Annotated in this window: 27 protein-coding genes and 1 pseudogene; 14 read left to right on the top strand and 14 right to left on the bottom strand. The window is 41.4% G+C overall.

The genetic code is table 11. The features are described 5' to 3' along the window. The first annotated feature begins 220 nt into the window (after positions 1–220). The 7 genes and pseudogenes from V7L29_RS33170 to V7L29_RS33140 all read left to right on the top strand — a co-directional run bounded on the left by V7L29_RS33170 (position 221) and on the right by V7L29_RS33140 (position 4,382). Complete coding sequence (locus V7L29_RS33170; RefSeq protein ID WP_334693795.1) at positions 221–358, top strand: hypothetical protein; 138 nt, start codon at positions 221–223, stop codon at positions 356–358. A gap of 177 nt (positions 359–535) precedes the next feature. After that, positions 536–982: a tellurite resistance TerB family protein gene (locus V7L29_RS33165; protein WP_334738157.1), complete on the top strand. Its 447-nt coding sequence runs from the start codon at positions 536–538 to the stop codon at positions 980–982. 211 nt (positions 983–1,193) lie between these two features. Beyond that, positions 1,194–2,549, top strand: coding sequence for a UDP-N-acetylmuramoyl-tripeptide--D-alanyl-D-alanine ligase (locus tag V7L29_RS33160; RefSeq protein ID WP_334693797.1), 1,356 nt, complete (start codon positions 1,194–1,196; stop codon positions 2,547–2,549). Next, positions 2,546–2,665: pseudogene (locus V7L29_RS33155) on the top strand (GNAT family N-acetyltransferase); the annotation flags it as partial. The gene V7L29_RS33160 and the pseudogene V7L29_RS33155, both read left to right, overlap by 4 nt. A 490-nt stretch (positions 2,666–3,155) precedes the next feature. Continuing rightward, the gene (locus V7L29_RS33150; protein WP_334693798.1) at positions 3,156–3,407 is read left to right on the top strand and encodes a hypothetical protein; all 252 of its coding nucleotides are present in this window, start codon (positions 3,156–3,158) and stop codon (positions 3,405–3,407) included. A gap of 57 nt (positions 3,408–3,464) precedes the next feature. Beyond that, positions 3,465–3,680, top strand: a complete 216-nt coding sequence (locus tag V7L29_RS33145; protein ID WP_334738156.1) for a hypothetical protein — start codon at positions 3,465–3,467, stop codon at positions 3,678–3,680. 186 nt (positions 3,681–3,866) lie between these two features. Then, entirely contained in the window at positions 3,867–4,382 is a 516-nt protein-coding gene (locus tag V7L29_RS33140) for a hypothetical protein (RefSeq protein ID WP_334738155.1), read from the top strand. A gap of 340 nt (positions 4,383–4,722) precedes the next feature. Here V7L29_RS33140 and V7L29_RS33135 read toward each other — a convergent pair whose 3' ends face one another. Beyond that, positions 4,723–4,914: a hypothetical protein gene (locus V7L29_RS33135; RefSeq protein WP_334738154.1), complete on the bottom strand. Its 192-nt coding sequence runs from the start codon at positions 4,912–4,914 to the stop codon at positions 4,723–4,725. Between the two features lie 24 nt (positions 4,915–4,938). Beyond that, on the bottom strand, positions 4,939–6,057 hold the full coding sequence (locus V7L29_RS33130; protein WP_334738153.1) for a glycoside hydrolase family 64 protein: 1,119 nt from the start codon (positions 6,055–6,057) through the stop codon (positions 4,939–4,941). Positions 6,058–6,261: 204 nt separating this feature from the next. On the opposite strand from V7L29_RS33130, the gene V7L29_RS33125 reads away from it, so the two are divergent. Next, on the top strand, positions 6,262–6,414 hold the full coding sequence (locus V7L29_RS33125) for a hypothetical protein (RefSeq protein ID WP_334738152.1): 153 nt from the start codon (positions 6,262–6,264) through the stop codon (positions 6,412–6,414). A 285-nt stretch (positions 6,415–6,699) separates the two neighbouring features. Here the strand turns inward: V7L29_RS33125 and V7L29_RS33120 are convergent, their stop codons facing one another. From V7L29_RS33120 to trmFO, 6 genes are all read right to left on the bottom strand, one after another. After that, complete coding sequence (locus V7L29_RS33120; protein WP_334738151.1) at positions 6,700–7,029, bottom strand: hypothetical protein; 330 nt, start codon at positions 7,027–7,029, stop codon at positions 6,700–6,702. A 140-nt stretch (positions 7,030–7,169) separates the two neighbouring features. Beyond that, positions 7,170–9,551, bottom strand: a complete 2,382-nt coding sequence (locus tag V7L29_RS33115; RefSeq protein ID WP_334738150.1) for a hypothetical protein — start codon at positions 9,549–9,551, stop codon at positions 7,170–7,172. Between the two features lie 430 nt (positions 9,552–9,981). Continuing rightward, positions 9,982–10,179, bottom strand: coding sequence for a hypothetical protein (locus tag V7L29_RS33110; protein WP_334738149.1), 198 nt, complete (start codon positions 10,177–10,179; stop codon positions 9,982–9,984). Positions 10,180–11,082: 903 nt separating this feature from the next. Continuing rightward, a complete protein-coding gene (locus tag V7L29_RS33105) occupies positions 11,083–11,418 on the bottom strand; it encodes a hypothetical protein (RefSeq protein ID WP_334738148.1) in 336 nt (111 codons plus the stop codon). A gap of 205 nt (positions 11,419–11,623) precedes the next feature. Continuing rightward, positions 11,624–12,025: a fasciclin domain-containing protein gene (locus V7L29_RS33100; protein ID WP_292871282.1), complete on the bottom strand. Its 402-nt coding sequence runs from the start codon at positions 12,023–12,025 to the stop codon at positions 11,624–11,626. A gap of 306 nt (positions 12,026–12,331) precedes the next feature. Further along, positions 12,332–13,648: an FADH(2)-oxidizing methylenetetrahydrofolate--tRNA-(uracil(54)-C(5))-methyltransferase TrmFO gene (trmFO, locus tag V7L29_RS33095; protein ID WP_334738147.1), complete on the bottom strand. Its 1,317-nt coding sequence runs from the start codon at positions 13,646–13,648 to the stop codon at positions 12,332–12,334. A 77-nt stretch (positions 13,649–13,725) separates the two neighbouring features. On the opposite strand from trmFO, the gene V7L29_RS33090 reads away from it, so the two are divergent. Further along, a complete protein-coding gene (locus V7L29_RS33090) occupies positions 13,726–13,848 on the top strand; it encodes a hypothetical protein (RefSeq protein WP_334738197.1) in 123 nt (40 codons plus the stop codon). Positions 13,849–13,894: 46 nt separating this feature from the next. Here V7L29_RS33090 and V7L29_RS33085 read toward each other — a convergent pair whose 3' ends face one another. From V7L29_RS33085 to V7L29_RS33075, 3 genes are all read right to left on the bottom strand, one after another. Then, positions 13,895–14,653 carry a Uma2 family endonuclease gene (locus tag V7L29_RS33085; protein ID WP_334738146.1) on the bottom strand — a complete coding sequence of 253 codons (759 nt, stop codon included), beginning with the start codon at positions 14,651–14,653 and terminating at the stop codon, positions 13,895–13,897. A 112-nt stretch (positions 14,654–14,765) separates the two neighbouring features. After that, complete coding sequence (locus tag V7L29_RS33080; RefSeq protein WP_334693811.1) at positions 14,766–14,891, bottom strand: hypothetical protein; 126 nt, start codon at positions 14,889–14,891, stop codon at positions 14,766–14,768. Between the two features lie 17 nt (positions 14,892–14,908). After that, on the bottom strand, positions 14,909–15,037 hold the full coding sequence (locus tag V7L29_RS33075; RefSeq protein ID WP_334693812.1) for an addiction module protein: 129 nt from the start codon (positions 15,035–15,037) through the stop codon (positions 14,909–14,911). 193 nt (positions 15,038–15,230) lie between these two features. Here V7L29_RS33075 and V7L29_RS33070 point away from each other — a divergent pair, with 193 nt between their 5' ends. Next, positions 15,231–15,887 carry a Uma2 family endonuclease gene (locus tag V7L29_RS33070; RefSeq protein WP_334693813.1) on the top strand — a complete coding sequence of 219 codons (657 nt, stop codon included), beginning with the start codon at positions 15,231–15,233 and terminating at the stop codon, positions 15,885–15,887. 288 nt (positions 15,888–16,175) lie between these two features. Here the strand turns inward: V7L29_RS33070 and panB are convergent, their stop codons facing one another. Both panB and V7L29_RS33060 read right to left on the bottom strand, forming a co-directional pair. Continuing rightward, the gene (panB, locus tag V7L29_RS33065; protein WP_334738145.1) at positions 16,176–16,949 is read right to left on the bottom strand and encodes a 3-methyl-2-oxobutanoate hydroxymethyltransferase; all 774 of its coding nucleotides are present in this window, start codon (positions 16,947–16,949) and stop codon (positions 16,176–16,178) included. Positions 16,950–17,097: 148 nt separating this feature from the next. Next, the gene (locus V7L29_RS33060; RefSeq protein ID WP_334738144.1) at positions 17,098–18,204 is read right to left on the bottom strand and encodes a ligand-binding sensor domain-containing protein; all 1,107 of its coding nucleotides are present in this window, start codon (positions 18,202–18,204) and stop codon (positions 17,098–17,100) included. A gap of 845 nt (positions 18,205–19,049) precedes the next feature. On the opposite strand from V7L29_RS33060, the gene V7L29_RS33055 reads away from it, so the two are divergent. The 4 genes from V7L29_RS33055 (at position 19,050) to V7L29_RS33040 (ending at position 22,203) form a co-directional block, all read left to right on the top strand. Further along, positions 19,050–20,480: a form I ribulose bisphosphate carboxylase large subunit gene (locus V7L29_RS33055; protein ID WP_334693816.1), complete on the top strand. Its 1,431-nt coding sequence runs from the start codon at positions 19,050–19,052 to the stop codon at positions 20,478–20,480. 100 nt (positions 20,481–20,580) lie between these two features. Further along, the gene (rcbX, locus tag V7L29_RS33050) at positions 20,581–20,988 is read left to right on the top strand and encodes a RuBisCO chaperone RbcX (protein ID WP_334693817.1); all 408 of its coding nucleotides are present in this window, start codon (positions 20,581–20,583) and stop codon (positions 20,986–20,988) included. A gap of 46 nt (positions 20,989–21,034) precedes the next feature. Next, positions 21,035–21,370: a ribulose bisphosphate carboxylase small subunit gene (locus tag V7L29_RS33045; protein WP_334693818.1), complete on the top strand. Its 336-nt coding sequence runs from the start codon at positions 21,035–21,037 to the stop codon at positions 21,368–21,370. 200 nt (positions 21,371–21,570) lie between these two features. Continuing rightward, positions 21,571–22,203, top strand: a complete 633-nt coding sequence (locus V7L29_RS33040) for a GDSL-type esterase/lipase family protein (protein ID WP_334738143.1) — start codon at positions 21,571–21,573, stop codon at positions 22,201–22,203. Here the strand turns inward: V7L29_RS33040 and V7L29_RS33035 are convergent. Then, positions 22,190–24,814, bottom strand: a complete 2,625-nt coding sequence (locus tag V7L29_RS33035; RefSeq protein WP_334738142.1) for a TonB-dependent siderophore receptor — start codon at positions 24,812–24,814, stop codon at positions 22,190–22,192. The two genes, V7L29_RS33040 and V7L29_RS33035, sit on opposite strands and share 14 nt — an antisense overlap. Between the last annotated feature and the right edge of the window lie 324 nt (positions 24,815–25,138).

Here is a 25,138-nt window from a genome sequence, read left to right as displayed (position 1 = left end):
GCCACTTGCTTGAAGTCGGCAGAGCGCAAGGGCGTAGTGGCTCCCCAATGCCTTTTTTATAAAGTTCATCGAATCTTCAAAAAGAAAAAGTTTGAGTGGGGGTCTGAAAGAGCTAAAGTTTTGTTAAGATGCAATTGCTAGCAGTTTATCAGCGAAATTCACCTATTGGGGTGTGGAGAAATAAAAAGTACTAGCAGCACAAAATTCAAAAGGTGAAGCAATGACCACCTACATTTTTTTCGATGAAGCCTTACGGATGCTGACCAACGCCTATTTGATATCAGCAATACTGTTAATAGCAGCTTCTGGTATAGGTTTGGCGGTAATTGAAACAATAGAAAAGACAGGAGAACGTTAAGTTTACAAATGGCAGTGAAGTTCTTGCCAAAAACCATTGGGTGCAAGTGTTCGCCGTGAATAAATCCTGGGAACACTAAAGTATGAAAGTCTCACAGCGTTGCAGTCTTACCTGGAAATTTACCAAACACACAGGTAACTGTAGCGCTATTGGGACTCTAACCAAGGAGCTACTACAATGGGTCTATTCGACGCTGTGTTGGGTACAGAAAGGCAAACCCAAGCAGCACTCAATCCAGAGGAAGCTTTTGCTGTCATTATCTTGATGGCAACAGCCTCAGACGGTCACCTTTCTGTTGAGCAAGCAAATTCTATCACTTCTGTGCTGTCCCGGACGAAACTTTTTAAAAGTTATCCTTATGAGATGATGAACAGGCTGTTTGACATAATCTTGGGCATTCTCCAGGGGGATGGTTTTAATGCTTTATTTAATGCAGCAAAAGATTCTCTATCTCAAGACTTGCGGGAAGCAGCCTTTGCAGTAGCCACCGATTTAGTCTTAGCTGAAGGTATTATAGCTGAAGAAGAAAAAAACTTCTTAAATGATTTATATCAAGCTTTAGGTGTTTCTAATGAGATAGCTATACAAATTGTGCAAGTAATCTTGATTAAAAACCGGGGATAGGGCGATAGAATATATGTTTAATTAAATTATCTAAATAGCTGATAAACAAAGTGTGCCAAAGGAGTTAAGCTTCTTTGGCACTATTTTTGGTGTTATTGTGACTAGGCTTAGATATGCGATTTTTCCCTTGAAGTGGCATATCTTGTTGTTCAATGCAGTGTTGTGTCATAATTCGATTTTCTAATTTTGAACTTTAAATTGTAAATTACTTATGCGTTGTTCTGCCACCCTAACCCAACTGGTTGAAGTTATTTTGGCCCAGACTGTAAACTTATCTGAAACTGCGTTAACACAAGTAAGTAACGGTATACAAACAGATAGCCGTACCCTGAAGCCGGGTGAAGTATTTGTAGCTTTCCGAGGCGATAAGTTTGATGGACATGAATTTGTGCCAACTGCGATCGCAAAGGGTGCAATAGCTGCAATTGTAGATTTTGAATACGAAAATCCCGGATTTCCTATATTACAGGTAAAAGACACCCTTAAGGCATATCAAAAAATTGGCAGATGGTGGCGCGATCGCTTTAACATTCCTGTAATTGGCATAACAGGTTCCGTGGGCAAAACTACAACCAAAGAATTGATTGCCGCAGTTTTAGGAACAAAGGGACGAGTTCATAAAACTTATGGAAATTACAACAACGAAATCGGTGTCCCGAAAACTCTCCTAGAACTTGGCGCAGAACATGACTACGCTGTGATTGAAATGGCGATGCGGGGTAGAGGACAAATTGCTGAACTGACGCAAATAGCGCGTCCAACAATCGGAGTGATTACCAATGTGGGGACGGCACATATTGAGTTACTGGGTTCGGAAGAAGCCATCGCTCAGGCAAAATGTGAGTTATTAGTCGAAATGCCTGCTGATAGTGTGGCAATTCTCAACCACGACAATCCCCTATTAATGGCCACAGCAGCGAAAGTTTGGGCAGGACAAGTTTTGACTTACGGCTTTTCTGGCGGGGATATCCAAGGGCAGTTAATTGATCACCAGACTGTGGAAGTCGCAGGAATCCAACTATCTCTGCCGTTGCCTGGGCGTCACAATGCAACTAATTTTTTGGCAGCTTTAGCGGTAGCAAAAGTGTTAGGAATTGATTGGTCAAGCCTCAAAGCAGGTGTGGTGGTGGATATGCCCACAGGGCGATCGCAGCGATTTACCTTACCCAATGACGTGGTAATCTTAGATGAAACTTATAATGCTGCACCAGAAGCTATGATAGCAGCGTTGCAATTATTGGCAGACACACCCGGAAAGCGGAAGATTGCCGTATTAGGTGCAATGAAAGAATTGGGAGAGCGATCACAGCAGTTGCACCAGCGAGTGGGAGAAACAGTGCGAAAGTTGAATTTAGACGGCTTGTTGGTTTTGGTAGATGGACAAGATGCCGAAGTGATCGCCCTTAGTGCCGAAGGTATCCCATCGGAGTGCTTTGCAACTCATGCTGATTTGCTGGCTAGGTTGAAGACATTTGTGCAAGCAGGTGATCGTTTATTGTTCAAAGCCGCCCATTCCGTGGGACTAGATCGGGTAGTGAATCAGTTACGTGCAGAATTTCCCAAATGATACCGCTAGAAACCCAACGTCTCATACTGCGAGACTTTGTAGAATCAGATTGGCCAATAGTTCATAAATACGCCAGCGATCGTGAAGTTGTGCGTTATTTGACCTTATTTACTAATAAAAACTAAAAAGGATTCCCAAATTATCTAAATAACTGGAAATTTTACGCATCATCACTTTTTAAACATCCTCTGAGAGCCAATTTCTTCATTTTTGCTTTCATTCACTTCTCCTTTGTGCTGTAACTAAGTTTATATCTCTGATTTCTCACCTAATGAAGTATTCGAGTGCGATACGCGCAGCGTCAAGCCTCCGGCTTATCGCCTTGAACTCAAGGTTTGCCTATGTCTATCGAGAATTATTTGAATGAGGCGATCGCCCTGAGGAGAAAACTTTTTGGTTGACTGACAGTGAATAAACCAATCTCACTGCTACCAATTAAGAATCAGAAGGTTCAGCTAAAAACCTCTGATTTTCCATAATGAATAAACTCATGTCACTGCTACCAATTAAGAATCAGAAGGTTCAGCTAAAAACCTCTGATTTTCCACAATGAATAAACCAATCTCATCAATTCCAACCATTCGTTAATCAAATGGAGATCTAATCATGACCTACCCAAATGGTAATTCTACCCCTTGCGAGTTCACTATTCCCATCAAATTGAATGTACCTATCGACATCTATCCAATAGTAAATGTGCATCCAGCACCTGCTAAACAAGAGAAATTACCTGTTTATTTACAGCCCGAGTTCTTATTGACACCAGAAGTGTTGGCACTACCACAAAAATGCAATAGTCTCCCTGAAAATGGTCAAGAATACAACAAACAGCAGTTACCTACCCAACCAATCCAATAATCTGCATAACCAATCTCATCAATTCCAACCATTCATTAATCAAAAGGAGATCTAATCATGACCTATCCAAATAGTAATTGTACCCCTTGCGAGTTCACTATTCCCATCAAATTGAATATACCTATCGACATCTATCCACTAGTAAATGTGCATTTAGCACCTGCTAAACAAGAGAAAGTACCTGTTTATTTACAGCCCGATCTCTTATTGACACCACAAGTGTTAGCACTATCACAGAAGTGCAATAGTCTCCCTGAAAATAGTTACTACTAACAGTAGTCGTCTACCCAACTACAGTCATTTGTCGCAATATAGTTTGGGAGTTTAACTGTTGATTTTAGGTAAATCTTTGTTAGAGAAGGCTTTTTAACCACCTTTTAAGGTGGTAGCCTTCTTAACTAGACTACCATTTTTTGTTTTTTTGTCCCTGTTTAAACACATTAATCTTTATAGAAGCTTATGTCTGTTACACCCTCACAGAATCCCAATTCAGAAGGACGCAAATTTCAGATATCTTTAATGTTAAAAATGCCTATTGACATAGAACTAGAATTTTCAGGAATGCCGTCGGCAAACTATAATCAAGTAGAGGGGAATTCTGAATCTGCGGTAGTAATTAGTAATAAGGGTAAACCTGAGTTGGAAGATATCCAAGTTTTATCGAATCAAATACTAAATCAGCTCTTACAAGTTTGTCAAGAAACTACCACATCACAGTACGAGCAAGACAATTTAGGAAATAATCAAGAAGACACCAATTTAGCAGAATTTAAGAGTGTAGATACCTTGTTAACAAATGTTGTAGCGAACCAACAATCTACACTACCAGCAGCTATCCAACAACTTACAACACCAATCGAGAAAAAACAAAGAGGACGCCTGTTAGACTTAATCAACGATAGTTTCACCCTATCAATTAACTCTGTAGGCACAATATTTTTCCTCGGCAAACTTGCCAACTATAGTTGGGAGTAATGCAACTTCCTTGATGAATTTACCTTTAATTTAAAGATAATTTTTGCCACATGTAGTTTATCTTGGAAACTACATGTGGTTTATGATGATAGTAAAAGTGTTTATAGCAGTTCTCGTTTACGTAAGGTACACCCGTAGGGGCACGGCACTGCCCATTGGTGTCAACTTAACGTGAAACCCTTGTCAAGACAGGATTTTGAGTTCACTCACTTACCATTACGATCCTCCTCACCCCACCCCGGTTTTGTCTAAAGCTAAAACCGCCCCTCCCCGATGCTTTGGGGCTACGGTGTACACACAAGTCTCTACGTTGTTCTTTGAATCTGGGTTTTACTCCACCCTAACCACTGCTTGAATTCAATAAACGACCGCCCGAATTCAATAAACGACCACCCGAATTCAATAAACGACCACCCGAATTCAATAAATGACCACCCGAAATCAATATATTTTTTGAATCGAAGCCCAATCCGGCTGAACCGGATTGGGGTGTAGCACGCGCTTTGGGATCGCACTCGTCGTCAACATGCACTAGCGGGACTGAGAAACGCGCTTATCAATCCCAACGTATAGTTACCTTCAATTCTTGAGGAACTGTATGTTCAAGTAAAGTACTTTGATTGCACACATCATCAAATGGGAATCCATAAGCTTTATTGTTTATGCTATGAAGATGCCAGAATTCAGCATAATAATTAGCAGGAGCTTCTTTGTAGTACTCTGTTGGTTCACATTTTTTTTCCGGATGCTCTAATATATGCCTGTTAAACATGGTGCTAATTTGAGCTTGAATTGCCTTTTGAATCGCCTCGCCTGTTGCAAATACTCCACTACATTCAAAAACTTCCCAGGATTTAGGATAGTTAATTGTATATTTTGTATCGGGAGAATCAGCTTTGGTAAAAGTAAAAATGTTATTTTCTACTTTTCCTATAAATGTTCCCTCTTGTATTGAAAGTTTAAGTTGATTTGCCGTGTAATATCGCCACATCCTGCCAATATAATCATCGAAGTATGTTGCGTTATTACCACCATTAGCAAAACTCCCTTTAAATGGCGCTATTATTCTAAATGGCGCTTTTTTTTCGTCGTGTGGTTTCTGAACCAAAGATTGAAATTCTGCTGGCACTGTCTCAGTGTATTTATTAAATAAATCGCTCCTTTTTCTATCTTTAAGTATACCAGCTTCTTGTGGATGTCCATCAGTTGCTATTAATTCAATTACCATTGGAAACCCAAATTGGTCTACTTGAGTAGTATTGCCGTGGAAGCCTCTATCATCAATGGTAAACTCTAACCAATCAAAGTAAACGTCTACATTGGGGTCAGATGGATTAGCCGTGTCCGGTTGAATAAAAGTATTTGCGTGACTGATTTTTAAATACATTGGCGAACCCAGACTAATGTAAGCTCTACCCGAAATAATATGCGGAACTTCTATTTCATCAACCTCCTTAATAGTGTAGAAATAATTACACCAGTTTTGTCCATTTTTAGTGAGATGACCTTCTGCATCATTATCGCTAACATCACATGGAATTAAGGTGCCATTTTTATCGAGATGACAAGTTTGACCCGATGGATTATTACCAATAATTGCAAAGTAAATTTCCCCTTTTTGGTTTGTATTGTTGATAAATGATTGGTTTGTCTCGTCGATAAATGAAAATTTCATGATGTTACTCCTTGAAAATTGAGTTGTATGGTTCTTTGCTACAGATTTTGTGCGACGATCGCACGGGTTCACTGATGAAAAGTGGAACGCAAACATTTAAACGAGGCAACTGCACCTGCAAGAGTGATGAGCAAATATTGTTTGGTAATTCGCCATGCGGTACGCAAAGCGTAAAGCCAGAGGCTTATCGCTCAAGGTTTGCCTATGTCGATTGAGAATTATTTGAAGGAAGTGCGATCGCCTATCTTGTCTGGTGCGATCGCACCCTTGGTGTTATCCCAATACAGTTCAGTTAAGCATTTCTTCCTTCTCTTCCTTTGCGTTCTTTGCGTCCTTTGCGGTTCGTTAAAAAATTGACTTTGACAAAGAATTAAGCCTTAACTGAACCGTATTGGGTGTTATCCTCAAACCCATCACTGATTTCTCACCTACAGTTGGGAAGTCTTCGGATGCGATCGCTCAAGGTTTGCCTATGTCCATCGAGAATTATTTGAATTCAGAATTTGTCGTTCGATTTCTTTTCCAGGAGTTAAAGAGATTGCCTAAAATATTGTCAGTAAACGGTGTTAATGTGATTATTTTAGGCATTATTGAAATTGATACGTCCTTATTGAAAAGATGCGTTTGCCCTAATTCAATGCCTTATTTGTTACTCTGCATTAATCCTTCTAGCTTAATTTGATATCCCATAAAACTAATTCTTACAAGTTCTTGCCCCAACTCTGTGTTTTCTTGTACCTCCTTGAGAGCACGTTCTGCTGTAATTAGTTCATCATTGTAAATCATATCCACCCATTGACCAGCCTTCCAACGTGCTATTATTAATTTTGTTTGCTGGGACTTGTCGAGTTCGTTTATCGGTTGAAGAATATCAGGCTGGTCAATTACATCTCTCCTCATAATCATTTCTTTGGATTCTTTATGAAACCCAATTGGTAAATTTGAATCGTCACTTTCTTTCATTGAATTCATAAGATTTCCCTCGTTTCAATGTTCAATTATTAACGCTATTGACTCGATTTTTGAGATTTATTTAGTAGTCATGAAGCGAGAATAGTAAGTGATTTTTCGAGTACAAGAACAGCATACTACCCTCTTTATGCTTCTCATCGTTACAATTTGGCGTTTTTGTCCCCAAAGATTGAATTGGTGCTGGGAGCTACTAAATTCTCCATATTGTGTTTCAGTGCACCTAACACGCTGTCGGGAATAGCATTCTCGCTTTTTAAGAATTTCTTCAAAGTGCGTTTGTACATAGTTATAGCTGCTTCATAGGCTTCTTCAGCGGTCTTTCCTAATATGAGCTTAAGATCGATTTCAACATCGCATTTGGCAATTGCGTTCCGCCACCGTATGTCAGGACTACCCATGTATGGTTTCCTATAGCCAAAAAAAGCTTTTGCTCCATTCTTTACTAAATCTGCTCCGAGTCCAGACAGTGCAGGATCTGTTTCGGGTGTTATACATATATTCGTGGAGTCGGGTTTACCACCTGGGTATCCACAACAACAGGCTTGGAAGTGGAAGATTTTGTTCTTTGCTTCAGCAGGTTCATACTTATCGATTTCAAGAATCGCCGATTGAATTATATTAGGTCCCCAACCCTTCAAGGCAGTAATCAATCCATGCCCTGAAGCGGTACAATAGATAATGGATGGATTCTTCAGTTTATTTTGCACATTAGAGCGCACGTTTTCCTCACCGACTAGTGAAGTATATTTCTTTGCATACTTACTTATCTCCACCTCTTTATACAGTATAGACTTCCTTGCTTCATAGGTAACTTTAGTGTCGTGATCCGCATTAGCATCTAATAGAAGAATTTCTCCGGTAGCAGCAGTGGAGTTAGATTCTGCTAGCGATTCCATATCACCAGCTACATCGCTTACTGGCTCATCGGATCGTTCGGACACCCACTCATATAGCTTTCCACCTATCGCTCCAACTATCGCTCCAAAAAACCCTCCCGCAAGTGTTCCTACTGCCGGAATATATGAGCCGAAACTTGCGCCGATGAGCAAGCCTGTTGCCGCTCCGGCTTTCCACCCCAAACTATCGTTATTGGACGAATCCCGTTTCTGAAGCTGATTTGTCTGACTGAGGGCATTCGTTATCGTTTTATATGGGTCTTTAGACGGAACCGTATTGCATTCACAATGGAATCCTACGCCTTCAGGCACGGTCATTGTCATCTTCCAATCACCAGGCTTGGGGTCTTTGACAATAAGACATCGAACTGAAGAATCGGACATGATCACCAGTTGGTTTTCTTCTTGAATATCGCGATCATATTTGGTTCCATCAGGTCCTTCAATTTTCAGTACTGCACCATATGGGAAGTCAACAGTGTCATCGTCTTTAGTGAGAACTGCATAGAAATAAGGTGCCTCCGGTTCGATATTCATCGTATGGCTGGAGTCATGCTTTTGTTTGTTATCAGCAGTGCTATTACATGCACAATAACAATATGAATTCTCACCTTCCACTACAGTCCAAGGAGTAGGGACGGGAGTAGGGACGGAGAATTCAATGTAATCAGCCAAGTCATAGGCATTTTCTGTTTCGTCTTTGAATAGAGCTAACGTGTAGATGGCACCTAGTTTAAAGTCGTAATCAAAGCTAACTGTGCCTTTCTGATCAGGGTTGTCAGGCGAAAAGTACTTCCAGTTTTCATCTTTTTTTATATTTTTATTGAGATTATTCCAATCTGGCATTACGCCGCGATAGATAACCCACCATTGCCAATTAGGTTCGGCAGAAATCTGGTAGTCAAATGTGATAGTATTCTCCGAAGTCTTAAGGTTAGAGAGCTTATCGTCTTCTGGCGGAACGCGAAATGTATAGTAATCAGCCAAGTCATAGGCATTTTCTGTTTCATCTTTGAATAGAGCTAACGTGTAGATGGCACCTGGTGTAAATTCGTATTTAAAGTCAACTACTGGACCTTTCTTACCAGTTTTGTTACTGTCAACCCATTGCCAGTTTTCATCTTTTTTTATATTTTTATTGAGATTATTCCAATCTGGCATCACGCCGCGATAGATAACCCACCATTGCCAACTAGGTTCGGCAGAAATCTGGAAGTCAAATGTGATAGTTTTTTTATCTTCCGAAATTTTAAGGTTAGAGAGGGTATTGTCTTTTTGGTCAACCCAAAATTCAACGTAATCAGCCAAGTCATAGGCATTTTCTGTTTCGTCTTTGAATAGAGCTAACGTGTAGATGGCACCTGGTTTAAAGTCGTAATCAAAGCTAACTGTGCCTTTCTGATCAGGGTTGTCAGGCGAAAAGTACTTCCAGTTTTCATCTTTTTTTATATTTTTATTGAGATTATTCCAATCTGGCATTACGCCGCGATAGATAACCCACCATTGCCAACTAGGTTTGGCAGAAATTTGGTACTCAAATGTGATATTTTTCTCTGAAATATTAGGTTCTGATAGCTGATCTGTTTTAGAAAACTGTGTATTCTTAGCTAACCGATCAATATCCATGTTTTTTCCTCCAAAATCGTTTGTACATAATTGTCTAAATCGCGTGTCCAACCGCCAGTCATGACGGCGTGACTTGAAGGTCTGGTAAAAAAATGGAGTATAGTCTGCACTTGGTAGAGGTACTCTCTCCTCTAATTCTTGATTGTTAGCAGTGAGATCAGTTTATTCACTGTGGAAAATCAGAGGTTTTTAGTTGAACCTTCTGATTGTTAATTGGTAGCAGTAAGATAAATTTATTCACGGCTTAAAATCAGAGGTTTTTAGTTAAACCTTCTGATTGTTAATTGGTAGCAGTAAGATAAATTTATTCACGGCTGAAATCAGAGGTTTTTAGCTGAACCTTCTGATTGTTAATTGGTAGCAGTGACAAACAAACTTGTTATCTGATAATGCGGATACTTGATGACTGATAACTGAATCGGTCAGCCGTCTATTTGACGAAACTGGCACAACCATACTCAGCATCCCACAACGATAATGGGCGTTTTTCACAGCAGAGCTTTAATTGTGCCGCAGCTTTTTCGCGTCGCTCCCCTTTGAAATGCGCGATCGCCTGAAATAGTAAGTTTGTACTTGATAACCCGCAACTTGGGTTATTAGGGATCACTGAAGTTTTGACTGTTTTCAAGCGATCGCCCCGTCAGAAGAAAGATGTTTTTCACCTCAAAAGTGGATGGCAAAACAGCCTAGTAGCGCTACAGTCGCGAGAAAATTTACCATCACCAATTAAGGGAGATCCAAAAAATAAAATCCCCAACCGTTTCTTTTGATTTGAAGGCATTACCCTACGTACTTTGGCGCTTACGAAACAGAGGGCTTTCATTGACGGCTGGGCATTTTATTACTTGTAATACCATTTCACCAAAAATCTGATACAGATGTAATATCATGTCCGGTTAAAGACTTATCATTAAGACCGCAAGGGGGCAGGGAGCAGGGGGAGAGAGGGTTTCCTGGTTTTTGCACAGATGCGTGAATTATAACTAATTAGGCGAACATGATATAACCCCTGAAAGCTTTGCTGCATCTAAGTTTTTTAATTGCGTTAGCGAGTCCGCGAGCGTCATTGCGAATTGCGAATTGTGAATTGGTATAAGTGCCTTGTCAAAAATCTCAATTCATCCCAGAAATATACAACGCCAAAAGATGATATAGCCGGAAAATCTTTTTCGTAAGTGTTCTTGCTCAGATTATTAATGTGATATTATGTCCGGCTGATTAGTTGTCATTGCGAACGTTCCACTTCTCTACGAGACGCTGCGCGAACGTTGCACTCGCTTCGGACATATCGTAAGTGATTAGACTTGACATGATATCACATATATCATTCCGGTTTTCCGCAACTCAGTATAAAAGTTAGCCCTTGCACCATTACAATTATTGGCAGACATACTCAAAAAGGGTAAAATTGCCGTGTTGTTGCTATAAAATAATTGTAGATAGCAATGTCTAACGACAAGCCGAAGAAGTGTCTACGCACAGTTGCACCAGCGAGTTGGAGAAATAGTGCTATGGAGAGTATCTGTAGATTTCAGGCGTTGTTGGAAAAACTAGGGTTATTACTGTAGCGTCTTTGAAAAAGAATTGCTGCCAAATTAGTCAGTAGACAGGTGATTGCTAGCCACATCAAGATATAAGTAGGAGCCATGACCACGCCAATCATGAACCAAGTATATACGTGAAGTATCATTATAGAAGCGAAAAAGCTAGCAATTCCAGCAGATTGCCACACTTGATGCGATGGGCGACGTAACGCTACTAGGCTGATCGTTAAAATTGTGACAAGCAAGTTCGCTGGTACGAGAAATGCACAAATATTTACGCAGTTGCCACGAGAGAACTCAGTTAAGGTGTTGAAATCGAGCATTAATTTGTTGGGATAGATGTTAGCGTTTTTAGAATTTAATTTATTGTATTTTCAGATAACGAAATCAACATTAAGATATCAGTGAGTAATCACATTGCAAATATAACATAAATTAAACTGTTGAGTTGCGTTCTAATACTACCAATAGTTAGTTAATTATAAAGATTTTGGATAAGTAGGGTGGAAAAGACCCACCCTAGCTAAATTAACCCGGTAAAATTACCGTATCGATAACGTGTACTACACCATTATCAGCTTCGATATCTGCTGCTAAAACTGTGGCATTTTTCACTTCAAAACCATCAGAAGAATCAATTTTAATCGGTGAACCTTCCACAGAATTAACCGTACCGAGTTGTGCCAAATCAGCTTGTAGCAGCTTTCCTGGAACGACATGATACTTTAGAATCCGCGTTAGCTGGGGAATATTCTGTAACAGAGTTTGGATAGTTCCCGCTGGTAACTTGGCAAAAGCATCGTCATTTGGTGCAAAGACAGTGAATGGGCCAGGACTTTTTAATGTTTCTACTAAACCAGCAGCTTGTACAGCCGCTACCAGTGTTTTGAAAGACTCAGCCGTAACTGCAATATCAACAATATCAGCCATATATCTTACCTAAATCTCTGCAAAAGATTTTAAAGGATAATAAACCTATTTTAAGTTTTATTAAAAAAAATAAATTTAAAATTAGGTATTGAATAAACTACACGTAGAAGCGTACTTCACGTTAGACATCACCTGATGATGTTTCTAAAAAAATTCTTAGTTAGTTGAACAGCTGATGTATGAAGTGGCGGCGGGGGCAAAAACTGATGGGCGCACGATCGCCATCGCTTGATTCAAACAATGCTCGATTATACTGTCAAGCTTCAACCAGGGGAACCCCGACAACGCAGTGGCTCCCCATACTCGTTAATTATGATTAGCTTTCCAGTTTGCTAGATCAGTTAAAGAGCGATCGCGGTAACGTCCATAACGCTCTTGTTTACTTTTAATTTTCGCACCCAGTTCCGGAAAAATCCCAAAGTTGGGCGGCATTGGTTGGAAATGCTTCGGCGAAGCGGAACTAATAAATTCCAATAACGCACCCATCATTGTTGTTGCTGGTAAAATCAAAGGTTTTTTACCCAAAGCTAACCGCGCTGCATTAATTCCCGCCAAGCAGCCACCCGCAGAGGCTGCGGTGTAGCCTTCAGTACCAATCAACTGGCCAGCAGCTAACAATGTCGGACGCTCTTTAAATTGCAGAGTCGGATGCATTAACTGAGGAGCATTAATAAAAGTGTTGCGGTGCATCACTCCCAGCCGCACAAACTCCGCCTTTTCCAAACTTGGAATTAGCTGAAATATTCGCTTTTGCTCACCCCAACGCAGGTTAGTTTGGAATCCTACCATGTTCCACAGTTGACCGGCTTTATCTTCTTGTCGCAATTGCACCACAGCATAAGGACGTTCCCCTGTGCGAGTATCTGACAGTCCTACTGGCTTGAGGGGGCCGTAGCGCATGGTATCTTCCCCCCGCTGTGCTAGTTCTTCAATGGGTAAACAAGCTTCAAAAAATTTTGCCGTTTCCCGTTCAAAATCTTTGAGTTCTGTTTGTTCACCTTTACAAAGTTCTTCTCGAAACTGCAAGTACTGCTCTTTATTCATTGGGCAGTTGAGATAAGCGGCTTCACCTTTGTCATAACGTGATGCCATAAAGGCAATATCACGGTTAATCGATTCTCCCACAATAATCGGACTAGCCGCATCAAAAAAACTGAGGTATTCCATCCCGGTAAAGCGACGCAAATCTTCTGCCAAGTCTGGGCTGGTTAAAGGCCCAGTCGCCAAAACTACAATTCCTTCTGGAATCGCAGACACTTCACCACGATGAAATTCAATTAAAGGATGACTAGCTAAAGTTTGAGTCAAGTCTTGGCCAAATTGTCCCCTGTCTACAGCTAGCGCCCCACCCGCAGGAACGGCGTGTTCATCAGCTTTCGAGATGACGATAGAGCCAAGTTGACGTAATTCTTCGTGCAATAATCCTGCCGCGCGATCGCTTGCCATTGCCCCAAAGGAATTACTACACACTAATTCTGCTAAATGTTCTGTATGATGAGCAGGACTGAAGCGTTTTGGACGCATTTCATGGAGAATTACTGGTACTCCAGCTTGGGCTATTTGCCAAGCTGCTTCAGTTCCAGCTAGTCCACCTCCAATTACTTGTATGGGTTGTTTTTCCATAGTTAAATTTTTAATTCCTATATCATAAGTATCCATCAGCATCACAGAAGTAAAATTAAATAAAAAGAGGCAAACTCATGACTACTTTTGTAAATACAACTAAAGTTTACGACGAAATTGTTGACTTCATTGCTGTTGCAACTACTCCCCAAAGTGTCATCAATTTTCAATTTTATGATGCTGCAAAAGAGCGCTTATAGGATTTAATTTCCCGCGCAACAATTGAAGCACCATCAACAGCAGCAATTACAAATTACCTGTGTCAATTCCCTTTTCTTTGAGTTTAGCTAACAACTCTTGATAGCGATCGCGCTCTTTTTCTAATTCTTGTAAAGCCGCTTCCTTTGCTTGGCGTTCCTGTTCTGCACGTTGGCGTTCCTGTTCTGCACGTTGGCGTTCCTGTTCTGCACGTTGGCGTTCCTGTTCCCGTAACTGGTCAATTTCTACGGGGGTCAAAAACTTTTGTCCAGTGGGAGAAAAAATTTCCAATGTGTCTGATGTTAGTGTAAAATAGATTCCCAAACGCGGACTTACCCAGCCATTTATCTCTTCGATGACTTCAAAACTATCCTCAGAACGGAGCAAGCCATTTAAATCATTCTTATCCGGATCATAAATATAATATTCTTCCACCCCGTAACGCTGGTAAAACTGTAGTTTTTTGGTCATTTCTTTGAGGGTGTTACCTGGCGATAGAATTTCAAATACTACCTGTGGGGATATATTATCTTCATTCCATTGTAAATAGGAACCCCGTTTTCCTTTTGGTCTGCCAAAGACTACCATCGTATCGGGTGCTTGTTTAATATTAGGGTTTCCTTTAACTGGATACCAAAACAAATCTCCAGCGATAAATACATCAGCTGGCGATGCAAATAGGATTTCTAAATTTTCTTTAATTTTGACAATCCATGCAAATTGTTCTGTATTATCCGCCATTGGCTGTCCGTCGCTTTCCGGGTAGATGACTTCGATGGTGGTTCCTGGTGTGACTTGTTGTACCATTGCTACACTTCCAAGTATGCGGTTTTTAGCTGATATTTCTAATTGAGATAGCAATCACGTTAATTAAGATGCGTAGACGCAAAGCGGCTGCCAGACATCGCTTTTCTGCACTTTATTGATTTGATGGCGTTTGCTGTACTGATTGCTGGACTTGTGCAATATCCAAATCTAACGCCTGCGTTGGATGAATTGGATCTAGTGGACGTTTTTCTGAATCAATAACAAATATTTTGGACATTTCTGCCCCTCCTTTGCCTATAGAGTATCAATTTTTAATTGATTTTCTGCATCCAGACTTTTAAATAAATGTTCAACAAGCATTGCTCTTAACCCTGGAGGTAAAGACAATGCAGCATTGAAAATCTTGTCATAGGTATTAACCATAGTTTTTCCCACATTCAGGAACAAGTCATCTTAATTTTAGTTTAGGTTAATTTTTATCGATTACGAATTATAAATTGGAGTTGTGTACAGATCACTTGCTAGTACCTATACCTATCTATTGTCCAATGAGTCCAGCAAGAGAAGAATAATCAGAGTTAATAGCTATAATTTTGGTAAGTATTAGGGAATAGCCATGTTAGAATACAACCTGCCACGGTACTTGCCCTCAGCCGAAGAACTACCCGACTCTGACGAAACGCCTGTGGATAATGAACTGCAAGAATTAATTCCAGGCTTATTGAAGGCAATACTGCTAATACTTTGGGCAGAACGCATGGACTGGTTTTTTGGCATAGATATGGGTATTTATTATCACCCTGATAAACCGCCAATTGTACCAGATGGGTTTTTGAGCTTAGGGGTAGAGCGGTTTTATGATGAGGAATTGCGTCCCAGTTATGTGTTATGGGATGAAAAAGTTTTACCGACTTTAGTGCTAGAGGTGGTTTCTCAAACTTATCATAAAGAGTACACCACTAAATTAAATGAATATGCTGATTTAGGTATACTTTATTACGTAATTTATTCTTCTCGTCGTCGCCGCAAACCGCGTTTTGAAGTGCATAAATTAGTGAATGGCAAGTATAAATTGCAAGCAGGAAATCCTATTTGGTTGCCGGAAATTGGCTTAGGAATTGGCTGCGATCGCGACAATTATTCCGGTGTAACCAGAGAATGGCTTTATTGGTATGATCAGTCAGGAAAAAGATATCCTACGCCACAAGAGAAGATTCAACGGTTAGCGGAAAAATTGCGATCGCTCGGCATAGATCCAGATAATCTTGATTAATCTGCGATAATATTCAAAACTCCTAACTCAGCACTCACTACTTGAGCCGCCAAATTTTGATAGTTTTGTCCCAACTACCACTGGCAAGAGTTTTGCCAATCTGGGCTAATGGCGACTTTACCAACCGAGTCGGAATGCCCTTGTGAGGGTGCGGATTTGCTCAATTAAGCAGCGAATTGAGCAAGCAAATAAAAGAAAGCAAGATTTATTCAAGTTGAGGCTTACTCTTTTGGATTCACACCCATGTCTCTCAGCTTTTGCGCCAATTTGGACTCAACTCAAATTTTACTATGATGGAAATTTCCGATCACGCACTTCTACAGCATAATCTTGCACGGCTTTGGTAATCGTCTCCCGCAAGTTTGTGTAAACTTTGGCAAAAGGTGGATGCTTCTCGGCAAGTCCGATTACATCTGAGGTAACTAAAACTTGTCCATCGCAGTGAGGTCCTGCACCAATACCAATTGTGGGAATGCTCAGTTTTTGTGAAATCTGCGTTGCTAAATCTGCGGGGATATGCTCTAACACTAGAGAAAATACCCCGGCTTGTTGCAGAGCGATCGCTTCATTTAAAATTCTTTCTCCCGTTTCCTGGCTCTTTCCCTGTTGTCGCAAACCAAGTTGATGTATTGATTGCGGTGTCAAACCTACATGACCCATTACTGGAATTCCGGCTTCTACTAAACGAGCCACAGTTTCTGCGATCGCTGGATAGCCACCTTCCAATTTTACCGCTTGAGCGCCTGTTTCCTTCAGTACCCGCCCAGCTGAGTGCATTGCTTGTTGCAGACTTTCTTGATACGTCAAAAATGGTAAATCTACAACCACTAATGCGCGTTTAACTCCTCGACGCACAGCTTTGGCGTGGTATATAATCTCATCCAAAGTTATTGGCAGTGTTGTTTCATACCCTAGAACTACTGCCATAGAGTCACCCACCAGAATTAAGTCTACACCAGCTGCGTCGAGGAGTTGAGCGATCGCATAATCCCAGGCGGTCAACGCCACAATTAAACGTCCCTGTTGTTTCCATTGAATTAATTGCTGGGTAGTGATTGCCATTTTTTAAGAGTTAGGAGTTAGGAGTTAGGAATTAAGAGTTAGGAGTTTGGAGTGAGAAATAAAGTTAGGAATTATGAGTCAATAGTTAAGAGTTTAATTTAATTCATAACTTCTAACTCTTAACTCCTAACTTTTAACTCCTAACTTCTTATTTAACAGCGCGACTGAAAGCAAAATGGGATTTTGCGCTGTTTGTTTTAGGCATTAACCAAGCTAGACCTTCACTAGTGCCAATCCATAATTTATTGCAGATGTCAGGTGCAAGGGCAAGAACCCGACTAGAAGGGAGTCCAGCAACTTCTGGGTCTAACACAGCTCCTGTATTTGGATTTAATCTTAACAAACCATTATTAGTCCCAACCCAAACACTACCATCTTTAGCAAAACGTACCACTGTCACGTTACGCCCACGCAGGCGAGTTACAGACCGCAACACTGCACCAGTTTTTGGGTTAATAACGAGCAAATTATTCGGCATTCCCGCCCAAATTAATCCTTCTGGACTAATAGCTAAAGCTTGTACAGTCGTCCCTGGTAAATCGGCAATCCGCTTCATAATCGCAGCACTAGCAGTATTTACCCGCACCAATCCATCAAGGGTGCCAACCCATAGTTGACCTTCAGCATCTAAAGTCAGGGTGTTAGCGCTGACACCAGGCAGATTTTTTAATGTTGTCATAATCAAGCCTTGGTCGGGACTAATTAAAGCTAAACCACTATCGGTTCCAGTCCACAAATAACCCCGCTTGTCAAGTAACAGCGACAAAACTCGTTTAGAAGGCAAAAATAAATTCTGCGCGGTGATTTTGCTAGTACGGGGGTCTACTCGGATCACTCCCTCATAACTTCCCACCCACAAGCGTCCTACTTTGTCTTGGGCTAAAGCACCAATGGCAACATTCGGTAAACTAACACGAGAAACAATCTTGCCAGTTTTAGGGTCAATCCGCGATAGTCCCCGCCAAGAACCTACCCAAAGATTGCCTGTAAAATCTTCCAGTAAATTACCAACACGATAATCGGTTTCTGGCGAATGTTCTTGCACTCCTTGCTCATTGGGCAAAGGTTCTACTTGCGGTGGCGGTGGGGAAGGTGGGTAAGTAGGGGTTACATCAGATGAATTAATGTCAGGGGTTTTTTGTGCCCATCCCATACTTGGCAAAGCTATCAACCCTAGCAAGATAGAAGTAATCAATAAACTAGTACGCTTGCAAAACAATACCACGGTGACATTTCCTTTGGAGACAGTACCCATAGCCTTTACCTAAACTGGCTTTGGATTAATTTCAGTGTTCCCCTACCTGAGATTTTTTAAACGTCATAGGCAATTTTTCTTAAATTCAATGGCGATTCGGCAGAAAAGGCAGAGGGGCAGTTCTTGCTGGGTGCAAGGGGGAGAATTAAAAATTACTTCTTTCCCCTTTGCTCCCTGCTTCCCACTCCTCAAAACCTTCCTTACAGGTATTGATGACACTTTGTAAAGTATTTGTAACAAAATGTTTAAATCTTTATGTAATAACAAATTCATATAGTTAAGTTAAAAACTTTCAAAGAATAACTTATCGAATTCTTGATATATTGTGAGACAAGTTACAAATTACGTGGTGTGCAATTTTTTATCTTTCACTCACCACTCTGCTAAATCTCTGTCAAGTAAATTCTTTTATGGTATCTTTTCCATCAACGGAAAAGATATGAGGAGTGTAAAGGCAAGAATGCGTGCTAGTCAGCCCAATCCCCTGAATACCCCGATTTTTAGGGAAATTATCTAAATGCTAACTGCGAAAAGCGGGAGTTTTGGTGAAATTGAGAAGGTTTAGTTGGGTGCAAAGAAGAGGTAAAAAATTTTGATTCGTAGCAAGAGGGAACAGTAGAAGCACTAGGTCGTGTACCCTAGAAGGGGATAACACTGGTGAGGAGGGCTACCACCGCTACCAAAGTGTCAGCCGCAAAAAAACTGCTACCTTTTGCCAAAGACAACCCTTAACAAAAATTTTTCCTGATCTTCTCCCCGCTCAAGGGGGAAAGAGCGGAATGAGGGGAAGTTGCACAAAACGTGATTTGATAATTAAAAAGAGTGATTTCAGGGAAGGATAAAATATGTCTTACGCTCAAACGAGGACTCAGAGCAAATCTGGGTATAAAGCCGGGGTTCAAGATTACAGACTAACTTATTACACACCGGATTACACACCAAAAGATACCGATCTTCTAGCTGCGTTTCGTATGACACCCCAGCCTGGTGTTCCTCCTGAAGAAGCAGGTGCGGCTGTAGCGGCTGAGTCTTCCACAGGTACTTGGACAACTGTGTGGACAGACTTGCTCACCGACCTTGATCGCTACAAAGGTCGTTGCTACGATATCGAACCAGTTCGAGGCGAAGACAACCAGTACATCTGCTACGTTGCCTATCCTCTGGACTTGTTTGAAGAAGGCTCTGTAACCAACGTGTTGACCTCAATTGTCGGTAACGTATTTGGTTTCAAAGCTCTGCGGGCACTACGTCTAGAAGACATCCGCTTTCCAGTAGCTTACATTAAAACCTTCCAAGGGCCTCCCCACGGTATCCAAGTTGAGCGCGACAAATTAAACAAATACGGTCGTCCTTTGTTGGGTTGTACCATTAAGCCCAAATTGGGTCTTTCCGCTAAGAACTATGGACGTGCTGTATACGAGTGCTTGCGCGGTGGTTTGGACTTTACCAAAGACGACGAAAACATCAACTCTGCACCATTCCAAAGATGGCGCGATCGCTTCTTGTTCGTCGCTGAAGCTATCAACAAAGCTCAAGCAGAAACCGGTGAAATTAAAGGTCACTACCTAAACGTCACCGCCCCCACCTGTGAAGAAATGCTGAAGCGGGCTGAGTACGCGAAAGAACTCAAAATGCCCATCATCATGCATGACTACCTCACCGCAGGTTTCACCGCCAACACCACATTGGCTCGTTGGTGTCGTGATAACGGTCTATTGCTGCACATTCACCGTGCTATGCACGCTGTAATTGACCGTCAAAAGAACCACGGTATCCACTTCCGTGTATTGGCTAAAGCCCTACGTCTGTCTGGTGGTGACCACATCCACACCGGCACCGTAGTTGGTAAGTTAGAAGGTGAACGCGGCATCACAATGGGCTTCGTTGACCTGTTGCGTGAAAACTACATTGAGCAAGACAAAGCTCGTGGTATCTACTTTACCCAAGACTGGGCTTCTCTACCTGGTGTAATGGCAGTTGCTTCTGGTGGTATCCACGTATGGCACATGCCCGCACTGGTAGAAATCTTTGGTGATGACTCTGTACTACAGTTCGGTGGTGGTACTCTGGGACACCCTTGGGGTAACGCTCCTGGTGCAACCGCTAATCGCGTCGCCTTGGAAGCAGTTATTCAAGCTCGTAACGAAGGCCGTAACTTGGCTCGTGAAGGTAACGATATCATCCGTGAAGCTGCCAAGTGGTCTCCTGAACTGGCTGCTGCTTGCGAACTGTGGAAAGAAATCAAGTTCGAGTTTGAAGCAATGGATACCGTCTGATCTGGGTTAACAGTTAAGAGTTAAGAGTTAAGAGTTAGGATTTGCATTAATCCATAACTCATAACTCAAAACTCATAACTCTTTAGGGCTGGGGTCAAGCATGAATCTTAAGCAAATTGCGAAGGACACAGCCAAGACTCTCCAAAGCTACCTGACTTATCAGGCTCTAAGGACAGTACTGGCACAGCTAGGCGAAACAAATCCTCCATTAGAACTTTGGTTGCATAACTTTTCGTCTGGCAAAATTCAGGATGGTGAATCATACATTGAGCAACTGTTGCGAGAAAAACCAGATTTGGCTTTGCGAATCATGACTGTCAGGGAACACATTGCCGAAGAAATCATGGAATTTTTACCGGAAATGGTTCGCACTGGCATTCAGCAAGCCAACATGGAACAGCGTCGCCAGCATTTAGAACGGATCACACGATTAGACACATCTAACCCCAGTCTGCAACCAGAAAAGCAAGCAACTTCAGATCCGAATTTGGATAACTTATCCAATTAGTTCGGTCAACCTAGTAGTAAAAAATCGCAACCCATTATCAAAAGCTATGCAAACTTTACCAAAAGAGCGTCGTTACGAAACCCTTTCTTATCTGCCTCCCTTGTCTGACGCTCAAATTTCCAAGCAGATCCAGTACATTTTGAATCAAGGTTACATTCCAGCGATCGAATTTAACGAAACTTCTGTGCCAACAGAATTATATTGGACAATGTGGAAGCTACCTTTGTTTGGTGCTAGATCCACTCAAGAAGTACTGAGCGAAGTTCAAGCATGTCGTTCTCAATTCAACACCAGCTATATCCGTGTTGTGGGTTTTGACAACATTAAGCAGTGCCAAATTCTCAGCTTTCTTGTTCACAAACCCAACACCAACAGATACTAAAGTTAGCAAGCTTTAAGTAATTGGTTTATGCAATAGGAGAGGTAGAATTATCTGCCTCTCCTATTTACTAGATTTGTTTTGAAACGCAAAAGCACGCAGAGGTTTACGCATAGGCGCTTCGCCTTCCCGCAGGGTAGGGGCGCGGAGTTATTCTCTGCGTTTTCCTTAGTGTGCCTCTATGTTTTTTAAAAAGCTAGGAAATGGAATTACAGCATCTACCAGAAGTAAGAATTTGTTTTGTTGGTGACTCTTTTGTTAATGGTACTGGCGACCCAGAATGTCTTGGTTGGACAGGCAGAATATGTGCTAATGCTAATAAAAGAGGTTATGACATTACTTACTATAATTTAGGAATCAGACGTGATACGAGTATTGATATAGCAAATCGTTGGTTACAGGAAGTATCACTTCGTTTGCCAAAAGAATATGATGGTAGAGTTGTATTTTCTTTTGGATTAAATGACACCAGAGTAGAAAATGCTAAAACTCGTGTAAACTTGGCAGATTCTCTCAAAAATGCTCATGAAATTTTAAGTAAAGCACAACAGTTCTATCCTATTTTAATGATTGGGCCAGCACCATATGCAGAACCAGAAGACCATGAAAGAAGGCAGAGAAACGCCGATTTAACCCAACATTTGACTTTAATTTGCAAAGAACTAAATGTACCTTATTTAGATGTCTTTCCAATATTGGAAAAATCAAATATCTGGATAGATGAAGCAAGAGCTAATGACGGCGCTCATCCCAGAGCAGCAGGTTATGCAGAATTTGCCCAACTAGTAGAAAGTTGGGATGCTTGGTTAAATTGGTTTCCTCTCAAAACTGTATAGAAATCGTTCCCACAACACTAAAAGGTGCTCCAGGAATCACACCTAAGCGATCGCTATTTGGTGAGCCTAGATAATATTCTGTGTTAAACAAATTACGGAAGTTCAGTTGCACTCGCCAGTTCTCTCGTCGGTAGAAAATTGAACTGTCGAAGCGAAGATAGCTAGGAATTACGTAGGTGTTGGCAAGGTCGCCGGCGCGATCGCCTACATAATAAACGCCTAAACCAAATCCCAAGCCTTTTAAATTTCCTCTCTGGAGTTGATAAGTTGTCCATAAACTGGCAGTATTACGGGGCGCATTGGCAAACCGATTTCCTACAGGAGTACTATTGTCATTACTGACAAAAGCATCATTGTAGGCATAGGCAGCAATCATATTTAATCCTGGTAAAATTTCACCAGATACATCAAGTTCAATCCCTCGGCTTTTCACTTCTCCGGTCAAAACAGAGAAGTCTGGGTTATTCGGATCGGCTGTGGGAATATTAGTCTCTGTAATGTCATAGAAAGCCAGGGTTCCACCAAATTTGCCAAAGTCTAATTTGGTTCCCACTTCATATTGTGTTGACTTTTGGGGTGGAGGAACATCCCCACTTGCTAGAGTGGCATAACTCGGCTCAAAACCTTTTGTAAAGGAGGCATACAACGATACAGGTTGTAAGGGTTGGTAGACAATTCCGACTCTGGGACTGAAAGCAGAGAAATTAGCTTCAGTGGGTGTTGAATTCAATCGGTCAAATTGATTTCGTTCAAAACTGTCGAATCGTCCGCCTAGCAACAACTTCAAATTATCAGTAAAAGCAATCTGGTCTTGGAGGTAGAAACCATAAGTTGTATTGTTTTCATCACGATTAGTCGTAATAGGAAGTGTGTCCAGAGAATATCTCTCAGGGGAACGAATGGGATTAAAGATATTAATCGATGGATACGAACCACTTTCACCAACTCCAAACTTCAAGTCTGTATTAATTTCCTTGCCATACTCAAACCCAGTTAACAACTTATGCTGTATCGAACCAGTCTTAAAGTTACCTAGAATATCTAAGTTATTGAAATAACTGCGGTAAAGACCCTCCCCAGCATAGGTACGACGCGTCAACTCTCCGGTTGTTTCATTCAAACCTGTGTATAGTGGATAGAGGCGACCGAGATCAAACCACTTAGCAAAGAAGGTATTGCGAACTGACCAATTCTGGTTAAACTGATGATCTAATGTGGTAGTCAAGTTATACTTGCGAACACTATTTTTACCAAAAGGTTCGTTTATCCCATCGGTTTCACTGAAATAGCGCGAGATTGGAATCGCTGCAATCCCACGACCAACAGAAGGAATACCTGGGTCAGCTGAAGTATCAGCATCGATAAACTCGAACTCTAGTGTTAATTTTGTCGCGGGTGAAATGTTCCACTGCACGGTTGGCGTAAAGAAATAACTCTCGCGGTTGACTCCATCGCGGAAACTGAGGGTTTGCTCGTAAGAGCCGACAAAGCGATATAAAAGGGTTTTATCTGCGTTTAATGGCCCAGAAATATCTAAGGAAGGTCGATACAAACCGAAACTACCTGCCGAGAATGATAAGTTGTAGTAAGGTTCGTTCAGTGGCTTTTTGGTGACTAGGTTGACGATTCCACCGGGAGAACCCTGTCCAAACAAAACACCCGCAGGCCCTTTTAATACCTCAATCCGCTCTAAATTATCTGTTGTAACCAGGTCATATTGAAAAGGGTTTGCACTACCATTTTTAAAATAGCTACCAGTATCAAAACCGCGAATATTAATTTGATCGGTAACGCCTTGATAGGCAGAAGCATTGACACCACTCACATTTTGCAGTGCTTGATTAACTTGGGTAACAGCACGGTCTTCAATTATCTGGCGGGGAATAACTTGAACTGAAGCCGGAATATCACGTAGAGGAGTATCTGTCTTAGTTGCAGTTGACGCATCCTGTGCGCGATATCCATCTTGTTCACCCGTCACCACAAGCTCAATCGGCTCATCACCACTAGCTGATGGTTCTGGCTGTGTCTGGTTTTGCGGTTGTTGTTGTGTAGGTGATTGTTGTGTTTGTGGTTGCATCGGCTGTTGCGCTCGAGGTGCAGTACTGGCTACGCTGAAAATCAGACCCTCATTGGGACTGTCAAACAATTCAACAGTTGGCACACCTGCCTCACCCGTCACTGTTATCCGAATCGTGTTGGCATCAAAATTTGTTACCGTTATCTGGGTAATACCCGCAAGTGGTTTTTGGGAACGAAATGTAAATCCATCGCCACTAGGCAGGCGTAGTTGAGCACTGGGAACATCTACAATAAAGTTATTGCCAGTACTGCGATTTATTAGTTGTAATTGTTCGCCTCTAGTTGTCTGTAAAATCACCTCCACACCTTTATCGGTGGGATTTGCCTTAACTCCAGTAACTTGCACAATTTCTAATACTGGCGACTGCACTAACATTTCGGCGCTAGTGAGCGTCCGTTTGAGTTCGCGGATACTAGGGATATTAGCTAAGGCAGATTTCTGCTCTGGCGTTTGTGCCAACCCAGCCTGAATGCCCAACACGAACAAGGTACTTACGATCAACACCACTTGTTGCAACTGATTTATCATTACTCCACACCCAACCAGATTTTCCAAATACAGCTTGCTAGTTGATAATTATTTGTATCTAGCTCTATATAGGAGAATACAGGAATTTGAGCGATCGCTGCAAATTCAGATTATTTTCTCTGCTTAAGACAAATAGTGATGGTAATGCTCTCAACTATTTATTAAGAAATAATGTCTATCAACAGAGAGTGCTTAACAAACAATGGAGCAACCAGAAGCCTATAAATGGTCAAAACTCCCAAGAAGTTAACAATGAGTTGTTGGGATCTTGGATAGGCAAGATTGATACTCATTTTTTAAACTTCTCATAACTCTACAGTGGAC

The organism is Nostoc sp. (assembly GCF_036916575.1).
In the GTDB taxonomy this organism is placed as follows: Bacteria; Cyanobacteriota; Cyanobacteriia; order Cyanobacteriales; family Nostocaceae; genus Nostoc.
The sequence above is the reverse complement of the archived record's forward strand: the minus strand, read 5'-3'. Positions and strand labels throughout refer to the sequence as shown.